Raw genomic sequence first — 15,210 nt, forward strand, 5'->3', positions numbered from 1 at the left:
TAAGAAAAATAGCATATTACAATTAATCAACAACTAAGTGAAATTTTCTAAAAAGAACAACTTTCTTATTAGCAATAAAATATATTTTTATTCCCCTATTGAGCATCTAAAATACCTGTTTTATTCTAGAGCATATTTAACAAAAAGGGGCTAAAAATGCAGCTTATGCGATCCACATTAGATGGTGTTGGTACTGGAGCTGGAGTTGCTTGGCCTTTATTTGGGATCATTACTTCTTCGCTTGGTATTGCTGCGGGCAGTACGATTGCCCTAGCAACTGGCTCTGTAGCTAGTTTGTTATTTTGTGGAATTTGTTGTGGAACTTTTCTAATTTCTTATCAAAATGCCTTAAAACAAAATTCGATGGCATCTGAAAAAGTTACAAAATACGTAAATAAATTAAACGCTCAAATCCATCAATTACTTGAAGACGGTTACCAGAGATATTTAGCACATAGTCAATTACACAGTAAAGCAGTAGATCCGGAAGAAGCACTGCAATTCATGCTAGGATGGATTAAATTTAAAATCAAAAAATCAAAGTCACCGACTCCATTGCATTCTCCTTACCTATTAAACCTCTTAGAGGATTTAATTGAACAAGAAAAAAGCAACAAATTATTGTCTGCTTTTATAATGCATAAAATTACAAACGAAGAAGATCAAGCGCTTGAGAGATTATGCATTAAAAACCTCGTTAATAAACTAGTTTTAGATATCCCCTTGAGTCCTTTGCCATTTTCAAGTAGTTTTAAAACCGGTTTTGTAGCATTTGCAGGAGCATTTGGCTCGATTGCAGGGTGTTCAGCAGGATTTATGGGGTTGCTATCAGGCCTAGGAGTGATCAGTGGTTTTGCTGCTTTGCCAGTGCTTGGGGTAAGCATATTAGGAGTTGCCCTAGCTCTTGCTATACTCGTTGCGGCACAAGCGATCCGAAATACTGCTGAATTGCATAAACTGAATTCATTAAAATCCAGCATCAAATTAATATGCAATGATCTTAATGAGTTTCATAAGGACTTTGATATTCAATCCAGAGCGGAATTAATAGCAGCTAAAGCAAGCGACCCTCATCATCAACCCGTTTTTCATCATCGGTTTTCTAGTTCAAACGACATGAGTGACGATGAGTGTGATGAAGAACGAACCCACAGGAGCGCTTTTACCTAAATTCGATTGCCAAATTTAGGTAAATCTTAAAAATGCTGATTTCGCCTGATTTTTTCTAGAATTAGAATGTGGAGAATCAACATGTTTCGAATGGGCCAAGGAAATGCACATTTTCTTCGATCACGATCACTCGAAGACCAGCGCTTTTTTCAATCATTAGAAAAAGGACAAAGTCCCGAAGCCTTGTTGTTTACCTGCTGTGATTCACGCGTTGTTCCCAGTATTTTTACCGAAACCAAACCTGGTGAATTATTTGTTGATCGTACGATTGGAAATATAATTCACCCTGCCCCCACAGATGCACCAGTGGCTGCAACTATAGAATATGCTTTAAAAGTCCTAAAAATTAAAGAAATTATTGTGTGTGGTCATACTGAATGCGGCGCCATGCAAGGATTAATTAATCCTAGGCTGGTAGAAGATTTGCCTGCTACTCGCCAACTTTTACGCATTGCAGCGCCTGTTTTAGAAAAAATTGGAGAAATTCCTAACCCAAGAGAGCGGCTTCAACGTGCTATAGAAGAAAATGTTCTTCTCCAACTTGAACATTTAAAATCGCACCCTGCAGTCGGTGAAGCACTTAGTGAAGACTCCATAAAAATTCATGGTTGTGTTTATAACATTGGAACAGGCGAATTACAGATTTACGACGAACATCACAAAACATTTACACCTGTAGAAACATGGGAGATGTACAAAGATTGCTCGAGTTCAGCAAGCTTCGATGTGGGATCGCGGCATGGGTAATGAAATACTATTCCTAAAAGCGATGCAACGCTTAATCGCTACAGCCCTATTGATTTTTATATCAAACAGTTATGCTTCTAAAGGGATGACACGATCAGCAAACGACGCGAATCAACCTCCTAGTATCGGTAATTATTCTGTCCAAGGCTCACAACAACCCGGACCTCTTTTTGCTTTTGGACAATTCACCATTAATCAAAACCAATCTCAATTGTTTCTAAACCCAAGTTATTTGAATGGCTTTCAACAATACGAGTGGACTATTTCACCCTTTTACGTTTATGGAATAACTGATAACCTTGCTCTATTTATTAGTACACCGATTGCAGCGCCTTATTATGAAAAGCCTTCGTACTCCTACGGGCCAACTGATACTGAAATACAATTTGAATATGCGTTTTATAATGGCTCTAATCGACGATATACGGATCAAGCCACCTTAGTTGTTGCTGGCACCGTACCTACAGGCTCAGCACATAAAAATCCCAGCACAGGTTATGGTGCTGCTTCAGTTTTTTTAGGGGCAACATATGCTCGAACATATGTGGATTGGTATGGATTTATTTCTCCAGGATTTACTTGGATTCCACCCAATAACAACTCCGATCTAAACATCATCTATTACTATGATGCGGGGATTGGAAGAAATCTATACAGTGTACCCAACCGGTATTATTGGTTTGCTTTAGTAGAAGTCAATGGAGTCTATTCAGGTTTTGATCAAATTAGAGGCTTTGCAAAGCCTAATTCAGGTAATAACATAATTTTTGTTTCACCGTCTCTCATTTATGCAACGGAACAATTATATATCCAATTTGGCGCTGCAATACCAGCATCTCAACAATGGTTTAGTATTACAAACAAAATCAATTATGTAGCAAGCTTATCTGTTGGTTGGACTTTTAATTAACGTGAGTACAACAGAAAAGTCATTGATGACGTTTGTGACGCTAAACCAACGTTATGCCGTAAACAAGCGAAACTTTAGTATGGGGCCTATTCAAATTAATTAATTAGGAATTTCAACGTGATATGGATTAGCCAATTTCATTTATGGATTGCATTATTAGCCACGCTCATATTAATTGTATTCCATTACTTAAGTCCTTGGTTTGCTGATCGTCTTCCGGGCAAAGGAAAGACATTTATCTCCTTTGCCGGAGGTACGGCTGTAGCCTATGTGTTTTTACATATGTTGCCTGAGCTTGTCGAATACAATGAGCCCATTGGGCGATTCCTTATGACTAAAGATTGGCTAACCCCGTTTACTGAATTAACAATATATATTGTAGCTTTGATTGGATTTCTTGTTTATTACGGACTTGAATTAACTGCCGAACACTACCATCGTGCTGATCATGATTATTGGCTTGTATATAGTCTACATTTAGGAATGTTTTGTCTTTATAACTTTCTCATCACATATACGATGTCTTTACGGGCACAAGAAAGTACGAGTGCGACGATTCTTTTTACGTTCTCCATGGCCTTGCATTTTGTATTAACGGATCGTAAATTTTCTCGACTTTATAAAAATTTATTTAATCACCTCGGCCGTTTTATTTTAATCGCCTTTTTATTTTTAGGTTGGTTATTCTCCGTTATTTTTGATCCAGTCAATGTGGTTATTGCAGCCTTTATGGTCGCTTTTTTAGCTGGCTCTGTTTTATTAAATGTGTTTCGGGAGGAGTTACCAGATGCTGGATTAACGAACTATCGTTGGTTTCTTTATGGCTCTGGAATTATTATGGTCATTTTAATGCTGCAAACCTGGGCTCAAGTTTCATTAAAGTATTAAATTACAAAAAAATTTTCTTTTAAATTTCATGATGAACGAGTACCATAGACTTCTTTTGAGACTTAATGAAAACCAAGACTACCATGCTGGAAGCGGTGATATTTGACTTTGATGGAGTTATTTTAGACAGCGAGCCTCTTCATTATGAAGCATGCTGTATGGCATTAAAAACCATAGGCATATCGCTTAGCTATACCGACTATATGACGGATTATCTTGGGTTATCTGATAAAGAAATGTTTCCACAGTTATTGATGAGCAAAGGCCATTACCTTTCTCCAAAAGAAGTCAATCAACTGCTGGATAAAAAAATTGAAAGTTATGCTTATCTCATTAATAGTCGCAATAAATTACCGTTCATTCCAGGTGTTGAACAATATCTTTTAAACTTGCGTAAAGCAGCTATAAAAATAGCCATTTGCACTGGCTCAACAAAAACGGAACTCCTTCCCGTTCTTGAGCGGTTTAAATCAGGAAATCTCACCCATTATTTTGATGTCATAGTCACTTCTGAAGAAATTCAGTATGGGAAACCTTCTCCAGAAGGCTATCTTCTCACCATAAGCCGTCTGGGTGTTTTACCCAAATATTGCCAAGCGTTTGAAGATTCTCCTTACGGAATCGAAGCTGCAAAAAAAGCGGGTTTAAAGGTTACGGCTTTAGCCACCACGCATCGTCAACAGGAATTAAAAAATGCGGATCAAGTAATTGCAAACTTCGAAGAACTTTTAGTAGAAAAATCGTTAAGCGAAACTGAAATTGTTTAATCCAAACTTCATGCCGCGATCAAAGCCTGAGCAAGTAGAGCATAATTACCTACGTACTGTGCTTTAAGCACAGTATCCATGCTAGGAGCCTTCAAGACCTCTGGATGCTTCGGTCAAAGCCGAAGCAAGTAGGAATGACTGGGTTGCCACGATCAAGCTATAAGCAGATAGGACGCAATCCATAAGTCCCGACCTGCCGTGCTTTAAGCACAGCAATCATGATATGAGCCTCAAAACTGATGAATGCTTCGGTCAAAGCCACAGAGTCGGAATAGGATCTGTGGTCAAGATATAGAGCATAATTACCTACGTACTGTGCTTTAAGCACAGTATCCATACTAGGAGTCCTCAAAACCTCTGGATACTTCGGTCAAAGCCGAAGCAAGTAGGAATGACTGGGGTGCCGCGATTAAGCCGTAAGCAGATAGGACGCAGCCCATAAGTCCTGACCTGCTGTGCTTTAAGCACAGCATCCATGCTAGGAGCAGCAAAACCGATGGGTACTTCGGTCAAAGCCACAGCAAGTAGGAGACAGAACCTTTTTTAAACAATGGTCCAGACTATAGCACCCGGCTTAGAAGACCAATAACTTCCCTCATAGGGAAGATATCTAGCATGAAGATTATTCGCCGTGTTCACATCTCCAGTAATACCCCCTGCTGCTAAAAAGCAAAGATTTTGTTTAGAGGTCAGTGAAATCGATTTATTTTTGCAATTATAAATCAACTGAATTGCTGGGCCTGAAAAATAGCCTTGCTGCATTTGAAAACTTGATGACATCTCGCCATTGTAAATGAGTTTTGGAACTTGACCCGAGACCAAAGACCCGCTCATCACATTAGCCGCTTGGAGCTTACAAACTCCACCAGTGTAATTTTGAATAGAGATATGCAAATAGCCACATGCACTTTCAGCCAAAACTACGGAGGGAATCGAACTTAAAATCACAGGCAGTATTAATTTTTTCATGGTACCCCCCTTTACAGATTTGAAAAATTTCTTCTATTAAATTTCAACATAGTTATCACACTAAGTCTAGGTCTATACTCCAGCAAGGTAATCGCATCGAATAGCATTAAATAAAACAAAAATGTCTATGCTCCGCGCGCTTTATGTGAGGAATTCAGTAAACCGTTGTTGGATGATATGAAAAAACCTGCTTTCTATCTTGCAACACATAATAACAGCCGCATAGCGCATTCGATCCGAATAATCTCAGGCTGCTGGCTTTTGTGCTAATAAATGCCCAAAAATCCCTTGTATAGGCCTACCAAATTCATCAAGACGATGCAAGCGACCAACCGTTTCTTTATATTCTAAAATAGCCCAGCCTTGATCTTGATAAAAATGGAGCAATTCCTCGCTTTCAGGCATGAATGTAAATGATGAAGGTAAGGTAAAATTTTCAGACTCAATCGGGAAGACTAAAAAATGCACGCCCTGGGGGCGTGTTGCTTGTTGCAGTTCAGAAAGCAATGAAGGAATGCGTGTGGATTGAAGAAATTGCAGACTCACAGTGGATATTATCCAATCATAAGTCCTATCATTTAACATCATGGGTTGATTAAGATCATGCAATGAGGTGGTCATGTTACTTAATTTTTCTTGATGCGCAATATGCATCAACTGACGTAAACTCGATTCGTTGATATCAATACCATGAACGCTATGCCCTTGGAGAGCTAAAAATAAAGCATTTCGCCCTACCCCACAGCCAATATCCAAAATATCTAAGGGCCCTTGATCCTGTAAATAACTCTGATACACATAAAGTAAATCGCTGTGAACCTCGTTTAAACGATGTTTTTTACTAAAATAACGGTGTGGTTTACAATAAAATTCAAGATTGCCATAGAATGCTTCACTAATCGGTTGGATTTTATGCCACGCTGCAGGGGGAATAAATACAGGAGCTTCGATGGGGTTTAAGTAATGGCGCGACAACTCATGTCCTTCACCATCCACAAAAATAAATTCTATCTCCCCGCCCGTTAGTTGAAATAACCCCCACGTACCTTCGTTTGTGCTGTGCTTATCTAAAAAAAATAAGTTATCTTGATCGTGTGCAATATCAGTCTGATTATAACAAATCAAATCCTTATGATATTTAAACATCCTTTATCACTCCTTTAATAAGCCATAATCAAGCCAACCCACATAACTACACCATACCAGACATTCATTAAAAACGCTTGAAAGCAAGCCATTTCATTACGCGTATTCACTAAATATTGAAGATAAGTCAAAACTCCTATTCCTATAAACCAAGCAATATAAAAAGGTGAAGATAAATTGGCCTTTATTGCTAAATAAAGCCATAACATATGAAAAAAACTTTGTAATACAAAAATGATAAACCTATCATAATGAGCAAATAAAATAGCGGTGGAGCGCACGCCAATTTGTAAATCATCCGCGCGATCCACCATAGCGTACATGGTGTCATAGGAAATAATCCAGATCGTATTTAACACCATTAAAATCATCATTTGAGTGCTCATGACTGCTCCTGAGGCACAATAAACCATTGGGATTGCCATTGAAAAAGCGATGCCTAGAACTAGCTGAGGAGCTTGTATAATGCGTTTGCAAAAGGGATATAGAATAGTAATACCTAACGCCATTAACGCGTAAAAAAAGCAGTGATAAGGTAATTGCAAGAGAATCAAGAGCGCTACTGAAAGTAACGCAATGAGTATGATAAATGCTTCCTTAAGTGAAATTTCACCATGAGTTAACGGGCGAAGCTTGGTGCGTTTAACGTATTTATCAATATCTCTATCGGCAATGTCATTGATCACACAACCTGCGGCACGCATGATAATCGTGCCGAATAAGAAAATAAATAAAAGATTAGGTGCGGGTTTACCCTGGTTCGATATCCATAAAGCCCAGGCAGTAGGAAGCCACAAAAGCAACGTTCCAACCGGCTTATCAAAACGCATTAACCTTAAATAAGCACCTACTTTCATACCGCACACTCTAGAAGATCAGGAAGTAAGAGCTCGAGCAAATAAAAAGAATCAACCGCATGAATTTTATATTCTGCCAACCTCGCCCAAAGGACAAGCTGATGTTGGTGCATGAAGTCTTCAAGCCAGTAATATTCTATGGTCTCAGAGGTAATTGGATAACGGATAAAAGATACACGCTCTACTGAAGAGTTATTAAAAATTAAGTTGGTAAGTGGTTCTTTATTTAAACGATTAAAAAAACACGCATTATTTTTATAGCTTTTCTCTGGCACAATAGTTCGCGCATACCAGCAGGTATATTGATGGGAATGCATTAAAATTTCACGATGCATGACCCATTTATCCTGAATATGTAACACCTGTTTATCCCACCAGTTAGGAAGGCACCATTCTTGTCGCAATAGCTGAAGACAGGCATCGCCCGTTTGTGTTTTAAGTTGTTCAGTTAAGGAGTCGGTGCTATTTATCCAACAAGTTAAACCGCTTGGTGGTTCACTGTTCACCTTAAGCAGTGAGTCTGGATTTGGTGGCATAGTAGAATACTAGACAAAAATGATAGCGCTATCTTACCTTTCCTCTACTATTTTTTCCACTTTCGAAGTTTAGATATCAGGGCTGCCTCCAGGGAAAACGCATACTTTGCTTTTTTATAATCCAAGTTATGTCATCCCCGAGCAGTCGGGGATCCATCTGGAAAACAAAGTGATGTACCAGGTTGAGAAATGGATTCCTGCCTGCGCAGGAATGACACAATTCGCAGGATGAACTGACTTCAAATTTAGTTCAAAATGGTATGATCTTGCCCTGGGGCTGCCTCATTAAAGTAGTTTAATGAAGCGGCCTGATTTAGATATTCGCCAACAATGAGCTAGTGTATGTCTTTTTAATTGCACGCAGCAACTGCGATACTGACTCGCCCACTAGAAGAAACACTAACGATTCGCGCATTATTCCCAGTACATCCCGTCGTCTTTAATGAAAAACTTGTTGCACCTGAGGTTACAAAGCCGCTGCTATCATAACTAACAATGCTACTTGAAGAAGTAATTTGTGCATCATCAGCAAATTCTTGAGAAACTTTGATTAAATCACTGCTAGAATCAATTGTGTTATCTTTATCAGCATCCAGAAACACAATCCAACCATTAGCCCATTGTGAATTTGTACCACAAGCGTTAAATGCTGCATTAGCAGTTGGGCAAACTGCAACAGTAATCCCTCTTTTGATGGCTTCCATTCGGGCAGTTTGTAAGCTGGCTGATAATTTATTCGTAGCGCTTACTACTTTATTATTCTGAATAACTGCTTTATACCCAGGAACAACCAATGTTGTGAAAATGGCTGCGATGGCCAAAACGGTCATAAACTCAACCAGTGTGAATCCGGCCATTAACTTTTCTCGCATATCATACTTCCAAAAACAATGACCATATATACCAATTATAGAACACTATGGCCTTGCATAGACCATTCCAGTAGGTTCTTTATTAACAAGACAGATTAGGGAGCTGCCAGTGGCAAGTAGGCGGGTGCGCAAGGGTCAAATTTAGATATGTTTCCCCTGAAGAATAGCATCAACTTTTATTCTCGCAATGCGATTTAAAATAAGCTTATAGGTTTGTGTGCCATTACTGACTTCAAAGTAACCATTGGCTACCTGATCATTAACGGTAGGAGAAAACGTAAGATACTCATTTGATTGAAACCCATGCCAATTCACGGTAATCCGTGGGGAATTCCAGCGCCATTCATGCAAAGACGCTGCCTTGGTTTCGTCTATTCGGCCGCTTTCGATAAGTTTAACTCCCTCGGACCAATTCTGATGATTAACCGGCACTAGTCGTAATGCCTTACCCTCTGTGAGCGCCTTAAATCGTGCGTAATGAATGATTCTTTTGACGTCATCGATTCGTATTTGAAGATTATTTTTTTTAAATGTACCTTCAAAAGAGGGTATTGCAGCAAATAAAATCGCGGCAAACACTCCGAGTGCAACTAATAGCTCAATGAGGCTATAACCACGATGACTTAACATGCAAACTTTTTTAATAATTGTTTAACGCTTAACAAATCAAGATAAGCTTTCTTTTTATCAAGAGGATTTCGAAGAAGATAAGCCGGATGAAAACTAATGAAAACCGATATACCACCATATTCGTGAACCTGTTGACGCATTTTATTTAGGGGAAGTTTCGTATTCGTTAAAAATTGACCGGCAAATTTACCTACCCCAAGAATGACGCATGGATTAACTAATGCGATTTGCTCCTTAAGATAAGACTCACAGGCTGAAATTTCATCAACAGAGGGGTCACGGTTACTTGGTGGTCGACATTTTAAAACATTCGCAATGTAAACTTCTTCCGGTGACAATCCAACACTTTGCAACATTTTGTTTAACAGCATCCCCGCTTTACCAACAAATGGTTGTCCTTGCTTGTCCTCATGATAGCCTGGAGCTTCACCCACGATCATAAGTTTGGCCTCTAAATTGCCACGTGCAAATACGGCATGAGTTCGCGTTTTATGAAGTTCACATTTCACGCAGGAGTGAACTATTTTTTCAAGCTGGCGAAGTGCCTGTCCGTGATTGGCCTTTTCACGTAAAGTCCAGGGTTCAATGCCTAATTGGTGTAAATAGTAACACTGCAATGCCTTATCCATTACGAGCCTTGCATTGAAATAATTTGATTGATAACTAAATTGGGGTTTTCTGCTTTCGTTATGGGTCGGCCAACAACTAAAAAGTCACTACCAGCTTGTACTGCCGCTTCAGGAGTCACAATGCGTGTTTGATCGTCTTGGCCACTGGAGGGCAATCGAATTCCTGGAGTAATCGTCAGAAAGTCTAAACCACAAGCCTCCTTAACAGCTTTTACTTCATGAGCAGATGAGACAACCCCATCTAATTCTGCCGATTTAGCTAACTTCGCCAATTTTACAACGTGTTGTTGTAGCGAGGTTACAATCCCAATATCCTTAAGTTCTGGCTCACTCATGCTGGTCAAAACAGTGACGGCTATCAAGATAGGACGTTCGGAGCCATATTCATCAAGCGCTCGTTTAGCTGCATGCATCATCTTAAAACCACCTGCGGCATGAACGTTTAGCATCCAAACACCAAGATCTGCTGAGGCTTTACAGGCTGCAGCGACTGTATTTGGAATATCATGGAATTTTAAATCCAGAAAAACTTTAAACCCTTTCGCTATAATTTTTTTAACAAATCTTGGACCATAATAGGTATAAAGTTCACTCCCAATTTTTAAAGCAGTGAGAGCGGGATCTAACTGCTCCACAAAAGATAAAGCATTGATATCACTGTTATAATCCAGTGCGATGATGAGTTTTGGAGTCATTTTGTTTCCAGAGTTTGTTTCTTGAAGGGATAAAGCATAAGAGTAAATATTTAAGTTTAATCTCCTTCTAAACCATGAATGGGTTTCATTCTGCCCCACTGTTTGCAACTTGGACATTGCCAATGCAAGAGTTTACCTCCATATCCACATTGGCCACAGCGGTAGATGGGTTTATTATCCAAAAATTTGCTGGTGATATCATATAGCATCTGCAATTTTTCACGTACTTTACCGTGTGCTGATTCCAAATGCCAACAAATTAGCCGATTTAGTCCGCGTATGGATGGATGTCGACTTAATTGGTTGGATACGAAGTCAATGGCGAAATCTGTATTTTTTTCCTGACGTAAATATTCACCTACAACAAAAATCACCGAAGCACGCGGAAATTCCGCTAAGGTTTGCTCTAAGTAATAGACACATTCATTCATGGCATTTAATTCACGATAACAATGCACCAGCGGCTCAATGATCTCAGTTAAAAATTCAGGATCTTGTTCGGGCACGCGTTTCAATGCCTTAATGGCTTGTTTGTATCGACCGTTTTTCATTTCAAGATTCGCAAGCATTAAACTAGCACGGACCGACTCTTTATCCGTCATGAATGCTTGTTTGATGGCGCTAAAGGCTTTATCGTATGCGCCTTGCTTAAGGCATTGGGTTGCTATTTCACAGTAGTAATGCGCCGCCTGCGCATGCATGCTATTACCCGTTGAATCTTCGAGCTTTCTTATAATGTCCAGCGCTTTTTCCCAAGCTTTTTCCTGCTGGTAAATAGCTAATAAGCCATGAAGGCTGCTTGTTTCCCGTGTACCACCAAGCTCAACCACTTCAGTGAAGATCCGTTCAGCTCGGTCAAATACTCCAGCACTCATGTAATCCTGGCCTAAAGCCATCAACGCTTCTTTACGTTGAAGCAGACTCAATTGAGGTCGTGCAATTAGATTTTGATGGATTCGTATCGCGCGATCGACTTCGCCTCGTCTTCGAAATAAACTTCCCAGCGCTAAATGCGTTTCAACGGTATCGCTATCCACCTCCAGTAACTTAATGAAGACATCCACGGCTTTATCAGGCTGTTCATTTAATAAATAATTCAACCCAACGACATACTCTCTGGAGAAGTTACTTCCTGAGCCAGCACTTTTATTTGTATAGTTACGGTTTGCAACCCACCAACCCGACCAAGCCGCGGCAGGCAGTAATAATGGCCACAAATTAATCATCAATGATCTCCCGTGAAACATTTACCGTAATTCGGCAATTCCCGCCTGTATTGCCTAAAATATTGGATACTGTACTGCTCTCATCTAAACACTTGAATAAATCAGAATTTAATAATCGAGCCGTTAGTTGATCCAATCAGTGCTGATCTTTCAGCGGAATAGCACGCAAATTTTTAATTTCCTTTTCAGTCAATTTAAGTTGGCTTTTTAGTTTATGATGTTCTAATTTTAATCGCCAATATTTAGATAATAATAAAAGAGCCCCGATCACAACACCCAGTCCGAGAGTCAATGTAATTAAAACGGATATGGGCATTTGAAAGGTAGTGAAATAAAAATTTATAAGGACAGGCTTCGCATTTAATACAGCAAAGCTTACACCAAATAGAATTATTATCAGATAAACGATAATCATTAATATCCGCATTAAATAATCCTTATTCTTATTAAGGAATTCCAATAGGCTAAATTGTGCTAAGCATATCGCGCTTAGTCACAAATTACGAGCTTTTTAAAAAACTACATTTTGGGTATAAAGGCTTAGGGCCTGTTTGATTATTTATGAAGACGAAAAATATAAAAAAAGCGTAGTAAACTACGCTTTTTTTATGAGAAGAGGATTATTCATCCTCTTTCGTTGCCATTTTTTCTTTCAACAAGTCGCCCAATGTCGCTGTTGCTTCACCCGTACGAGAATACTTCTTGATGGCTTCAGCATGATCTTGCGCGTCTTTAGCTTTCACTGAAAGTTTAATATTACGGTTTTTGCGATCAATATTTACAATTTTCGCTTCAACTTCGTCGCCTTCTTTAATGATGGCGGTGGCATCGGTTACTTTTTCTTCCGATAAGTCGCTGGCACTAATGGTTCCAAAAACATCATTAGCCAATTCAACCACTACGGATTTTGGATCAACAGCCGTAACTTTTCCTGATACAACAGAGCCTTTACCATGCTCTTCAATATAGGTTGTAAAGGTATCGCTTTCTAACTGCTTCAAACCGAGTGAGATACGCTCGCGATCCGCATCAATTGCTAAGATAACGGCTTCTAACTCCTGGCCTTTCTTATATTGTTTTACTGCTTCTTCGCCAGGAACATCCCAAGAGATATCTGACAAATGTACCAATCCATCAATATCCCCTTCTAAACCTATAAAGATACCAAAATCAGTGATTGAGCGAATTTTGCCGGTAACTTTTTCACCTTTGCTATGAGCTTTGGAGAATTCTTGCCAAGGGTTACCCACGCATTGCTTCATACCTAAAGAAATACGACGGCGTTCTTCGTCAATTTCAAGGACCATGACTTCAACTTCATCACCTACTGAAACAACCTTGCTGGGGTGAACGTTCTTATTAGTCCAATCCATTTCAGACATATGAACTAATCCTTCAACACCCTCTTCGATTTCAACAAAGCAGCCGTAATCGGTGATATTGGTTACCTTTCCTTCCAATCGTTTGCCGATAGGATAACGTTCAACCAAATCAACCCAAGGATCATTGCCAAGTTGTTTCATACCAAGTGAAACGCGATTTCTATCGCTATCAAAACTTAGTACTTTAACTTTAACATCTTGTCCGACACTTAATACTTCACTTGGATGTTTAACACGTTTCCAGGAAATATCGGTAATATGCAACAAGCCATCAATACCACCTAGATCAATAAATGCACCGTAATCTGTGAGGTTTTTAACAATTCCGTTAAGGACTTGACCTTCATGAAGCGATTCAAGAAGTGCTTGGCGATCTGCACTGCTTTCCTCTTCAACCACTGCGCGGCGTGAAACTACAATGTTGTTGCGCTTGAGATCCATCTTGATAACTTTAAATTCAAGCTCTTTGCCTTCCAGATAAGAAGGATCACGTACAGGTCTGACATCCACTAAAGAGCCAGGTAAGAAAGCACGAATTGAGCCGATTTCAACCGTAAAGCCACCTTTGACTTTACCAGAAATCAATCCAGTAACGGTCTCATTATTTTCATGAGACTTAGATAATTTACGCCATGCTTCTTGGCGCTTCGCCTTTTCGCGAGATAACACGGTTTCCCCGTGCCCATCTTCCACCGAATCTAGGGCCACTTCAACGGTATCGCCTACGTTAATTTCCAAGTCACCATTTTTATCTTGGAATTCTTCAATGGCAACGATACCTTCAGATTTTAAACCCGCATTTAACGTGACGTAATCCTCATCAATATCGATGACTTTTGCGTTAATAATGGCACCGGGATAAAACTGGGCTCCTGCAATGCTCTTCTCAAATAACTCTTTAAAACTTTCAGACATGTTAATAAACTCTTTAGTAAACAAATGGAATCAGAGATCCTCTCTTTTTCCCCCCAATACGTACGTTAAAAGCGTACGTTTCGACTAATTTTTTTGCACAAAAAAACAAATAATAAACTATTTTTGCCGATTCCGCTATTAGAAAGGGCAAATTATCCGTTTATTATTCGAATTATTCAACTGCGATTATTAATTCGCTGTAATGCTAATTGTAATACATTGTTGAATACTTGTACAATATTTAGTCTGGTTGTATCAATTAAAACCGAATTTTCGGCTGGCTTTAAGGGTGAATGCGAACGAGCTGTATCCCTTTCGTCACGCTTCTGTAATTCTTCGACAACCTGCGCGAGGCTAACATTATTTCCTTTGTCTTTCAACTGTTTATATCGTCGATACGCCCTTTCTTCTGCACTCGCATACAAATAGAGTTTTAGATCGGCTTCAGGAAACACCACCGTGCCCATATCACGACCATCCGTCACTAACCCTGGAGGCTTTGCGAAATTACGTTGCCGATTTAATAATGCTTCTCTTACTTCTTGAATCGATGCGAGCTTTGATGCATTCTGCCCACAAGATTCAGATCGAATATCTTTCGATACATCTTCGCCATCCAGCAAAACAACGGTTTGAGACTCTTTAATTTCAAAACGTAAATCCAGGGAGCGTGCTAGTTTTACTAACTTGGGAACATCATCAAATCTAATGTTGTGCTTTTCAGCAGCATACGCAAGAACTCGATAGAGCGCTCCACTATCCAAATAGTGCCAATTTAAATATTGAGCTAATTTTAAGCTGATGGTTCCTTTCCCAGTACCACTAGGACCATCAATCGTAATAACCGGTATATGTTGTTCTTGCATAATAA

The 15,210-nt window shown here is 39.4% G+C and carries 18 protein-coding genes; 5 read left to right on the top strand and 13 right to left on the bottom strand.

Annotated elements, in window-relative coordinates; translation table 11 throughout:
* Positions 1 to 156: 156 nt before the first annotated feature.
* From E1O41_RS01480 to E1O41_RS01500, 5 genes are all read left to right on the top strand, one after another.
* Positions 157 to 1,170, top strand: coding sequence for a hypothetical protein (locus E1O41_RS01480; protein WP_131775532.1), 1,014 nt, complete (start codon positions 157 to 159; stop codon positions 1,168 to 1,170).
* 81 nt (positions 1,171 to 1,251) lie between these two features.
* Positions 1,252 to 1,917: a carbonic anhydrase gene (locus E1O41_RS01485; protein WP_165481062.1), complete on the top strand. Its 666-nt coding sequence runs from the start codon at positions 1,252 to 1,254 to the stop codon at positions 1,915 to 1,917.
* Positions 1,910 to 2,827 (top strand): hypothetical protein, encoded by a 918-nt coding sequence (locus E1O41_RS01490; RefSeq protein WP_131775534.1) that lies wholly within the window; start codon positions 1,910 to 1,912, stop codon positions 2,825 to 2,827. The genes E1O41_RS01485 and E1O41_RS01490 overlap by 8 nt, the downstream gene beginning before the upstream one ends.
* 117 nt (positions 2,828 to 2,944) lie before the next feature.
* Positions 2,945 to 3,715 carry a ZIP family transporter gene (locus E1O41_RS01495; protein ID WP_131775535.1) on the top strand — a complete coding sequence of 257 codons (771 nt, stop codon included), beginning with the start codon at positions 2,945 to 2,947 and terminating at the stop codon, positions 3,713 to 3,715.
* A gap of 65 nt (positions 3,716 to 3,780) precedes the next feature.
* Positions 3,781 to 4,482, top strand: coding sequence for an HAD family hydrolase (locus E1O41_RS01500; RefSeq protein ID WP_229669292.1), 702 nt, complete (start codon positions 3,781 to 3,783; stop codon positions 4,480 to 4,482).
* 157 nt (positions 4,483 to 4,639) lie between these two features.
* Here the strand turns inward: E1O41_RS01500 and E1O41_RS01505 are convergent, their stop codons facing one another.
* From E1O41_RS01505 to cmk, 13 genes are all read right to left on the bottom strand, one after another.
* Complete coding sequence (locus E1O41_RS01505) at positions 4,640 to 4,819, bottom strand: hypothetical protein (protein WP_131775536.1); 180 nt, start codon at positions 4,817 to 4,819, stop codon at positions 4,640 to 4,642.
* Between the two features lie 206 nt (positions 4,820 to 5,025).
* The gene (locus E1O41_RS01510; RefSeq protein ID WP_131775537.1) at positions 5,026 to 5,451 is read right to left on the bottom strand and encodes a hypothetical protein; all 426 of its coding nucleotides are present in this window, start codon (positions 5,449 to 5,451) and stop codon (positions 5,026 to 5,028) included.
* Between the two features lie 246 nt (positions 5,452 to 5,697).
* Positions 5,698 to 6,597 (bottom strand): SAM-dependent methyltransferase TehB, encoded by a 900-nt coding sequence (tehB, locus tag E1O41_RS01515; protein WP_131775538.1) that lies wholly within the window; start codon positions 6,595 to 6,597, stop codon positions 5,698 to 5,700.
* Between the two features lie 14 nt (positions 6,598 to 6,611).
* Positions 6,612 to 7,454 carry a 4-hydroxybenzoate octaprenyltransferase gene (gene ubiA, locus E1O41_RS01520; protein WP_131775539.1) on the bottom strand — a complete coding sequence of 281 codons (843 nt, stop codon included), beginning with the start codon at positions 7,452 to 7,454 and terminating at the stop codon, positions 6,612 to 6,614.
* Positions 7,451 to 7,990, bottom strand: a complete 540-nt coding sequence (locus E1O41_RS01525) for a chorismate--pyruvate lyase family protein (protein WP_131775540.1) — start codon at positions 7,988 to 7,990, stop codon at positions 7,451 to 7,453. The genes ubiA and E1O41_RS01525 overlap by 4 nt, the downstream gene beginning before the upstream one ends.
* Positions 7,991 to 8,340: 350 nt before the next feature.
* On the bottom strand, positions 8,341 to 8,862 hold the full coding sequence (locus E1O41_RS01530) for a GspH/FimT family pseudopilin (RefSeq protein WP_131775541.1): 522 nt from the start codon (positions 8,860 to 8,862) through the stop codon (positions 8,341 to 8,343).
* Between the two features lie 141 nt (positions 8,863 to 9,003).
* Complete coding sequence (locus E1O41_RS01535; RefSeq protein ID WP_131775542.1) at positions 9,004 to 9,492, bottom strand: pilus assembly FimT family protein; 489 nt, start codon at positions 9,490 to 9,492, stop codon at positions 9,004 to 9,006.
* The gene (locus E1O41_RS01540; RefSeq protein ID WP_131775543.1) at positions 9,486 to 10,121 is read right to left on the bottom strand and encodes a uracil-DNA glycosylase; all 636 of its coding nucleotides are present in this window, start codon (positions 10,119 to 10,121) and stop codon (positions 9,486 to 9,488) included. The genes E1O41_RS01535 and E1O41_RS01540 overlap by 7 nt, the downstream gene beginning before the upstream one ends.
* Complete coding sequence (gene pyrF, locus E1O41_RS01545) at positions 10,121 to 10,816, bottom strand: orotidine-5'-phosphate decarboxylase (RefSeq protein ID WP_131775544.1); 696 nt, start codon at positions 10,814 to 10,816, stop codon at positions 10,121 to 10,123. The genes E1O41_RS01540 and pyrF overlap by 1 nt, the downstream gene beginning before the upstream one ends.
* Before the next feature lie 56 nt (positions 10,817 to 10,872).
* Complete coding sequence (gene lapB, locus E1O41_RS01550) at positions 10,873 to 12,042, bottom strand: lipopolysaccharide assembly protein LapB (protein ID WP_131775545.1); 1,170 nt, start codon at positions 12,040 to 12,042, stop codon at positions 10,873 to 10,875.
* A gap of 136 nt (positions 12,043 to 12,178) precedes the next feature.
* Positions 12,179 to 12,469: a LapA family protein gene (locus tag E1O41_RS01555; RefSeq protein ID WP_131775546.1), complete on the bottom strand. Its 291-nt coding sequence runs from the start codon at positions 12,467 to 12,469 to the stop codon at positions 12,179 to 12,181.
* Positions 12,470 to 12,662: 193 nt separating this feature from the next.
* Positions 12,663 to 14,339: a 30S ribosomal protein S1 gene (gene rpsA, locus E1O41_RS01560; protein ID WP_131775685.1), complete on the bottom strand. Its 1,677-nt coding sequence runs from the start codon at positions 14,337 to 14,339 to the stop codon at positions 12,663 to 12,665.
* A 176-nt stretch (positions 14,340 to 14,515) separates the two neighbouring features.
* The gene (gene cmk, locus E1O41_RS01565; RefSeq protein ID WP_131775547.1) at positions 14,516 to 15,205 is read right to left on the bottom strand and encodes a (d)CMP kinase; all 690 of its coding nucleotides are present in this window, start codon (positions 15,203 to 15,205) and stop codon (positions 14,516 to 14,518) included.
* Positions 15,206 to 15,210 lie beyond the last annotated feature (5 nt).

Origin of the sequence: Legionella impletisoli (genome assembly GCF_900639875.1) — a bacterium.
GTDB classification, from domain to species: domain Bacteria; phylum Pseudomonadota; class Gammaproteobacteria; order Legionellales; family Legionellaceae; genus Legionella_A; species Legionella_A impletisoli.

Coding starts and splice junctions, on each gene's coding strand:
- pyrF (WP_131775544.1), bottom strand. CDS start 10,816: ATGACTCCAAAACTCATCATCGCACTGGATTATAACAGTGATATCAAT.
- tehB (WP_131775538.1), bottom strand. CDS start 6,597: ATGTTTAAATATCATAAGGATTTGATTTGTTATAATCAGACTGATATT.
- cmk (WP_131775547.1), bottom strand. CDS start 15,205: ATGCAAGAACAACATATACCGGTTATTACGATTGATGGTCCTAGTGGT.
- E1O41_RS01485 (WP_165481062.1), top strand. CDS start 1,252: ATGTTTCGAATGGGCCAAGGAAATGCACATTTTCTTCGATCACGATCA.
- E1O41_RS01555 (WP_131775546.1), bottom strand. CDS start 12,469: ATGCGGATATTAATGATTATCGTTTATCTGATAATAATTCTATTTGGT.
- E1O41_RS01535 (WP_131775542.1), bottom strand. CDS start 9,492: ATGTTAAGTCATCGTGGTTATAGCCTCATTGAGCTATTAGTTGCACTC.
- E1O41_RS01530 (WP_131775541.1), bottom strand. CDS start 8,862: ATGCGAGAAAAGTTAATGGCCGGATTCACACTGGTTGAGTTTATGACC.
- E1O41_RS01490 (WP_131775534.1), top strand. CDS start 1,910: ATGGGTAATGAAATACTATTCCTAAAAGCGATGCAACGCTTAATCGCT.
- E1O41_RS01480 (WP_131775532.1), top strand. CDS start 157: ATGCAGCTTATGCGATCCACATTAGATGGTGTTGGTACTGGAGCTGGA.
- E1O41_RS01525 (WP_131775540.1), bottom strand. CDS start 7,990: ATGCCACCAAATCCAGACTCACTGCTTAAGGTGAACAGTGAACCACCA.
- E1O41_RS01500 (WP_229669292.1), top strand. CDS start 3,781: ATGAAAACCAAGACTACCATGCTGGAAGCGGTGATATTTGACTTTGAT.
- rpsA (WP_131775685.1), bottom strand. CDS start 14,339: ATGTCTGAAAGTTTTAAAGAGTTATTTGAGAAGAGCATTGCAGGAGCC.
- E1O41_RS01540 (WP_131775543.1), bottom strand. CDS start 10,121: ATGGATAAGGCATTGCAGTGTTACTATTTACACCAATTAGGCATTGAA.
- lapB (WP_131775545.1), bottom strand. CDS start 12,042: ATGATTAATTTGTGGCCATTATTACTGCCTGCCGCGGCTTGGTCGGGT.
- E1O41_RS01510 (WP_131775537.1), bottom strand. CDS start 5,451: ATGAAAAAATTAATACTGCCTGTGATTTTAAGTTCGATTCCCTCCGTA.
- ubiA (WP_131775539.1), bottom strand. CDS start 7,454: ATGAAAGTAGGTGCTTATTTAAGGTTAATGCGTTTTGATAAGCCGGTT.
- E1O41_RS01505 (WP_131775536.1), bottom strand. CDS start 4,819: ATGGATACTGTGCTTAAAGCACAGTACGTAGGTAATTATGCTCTATAT.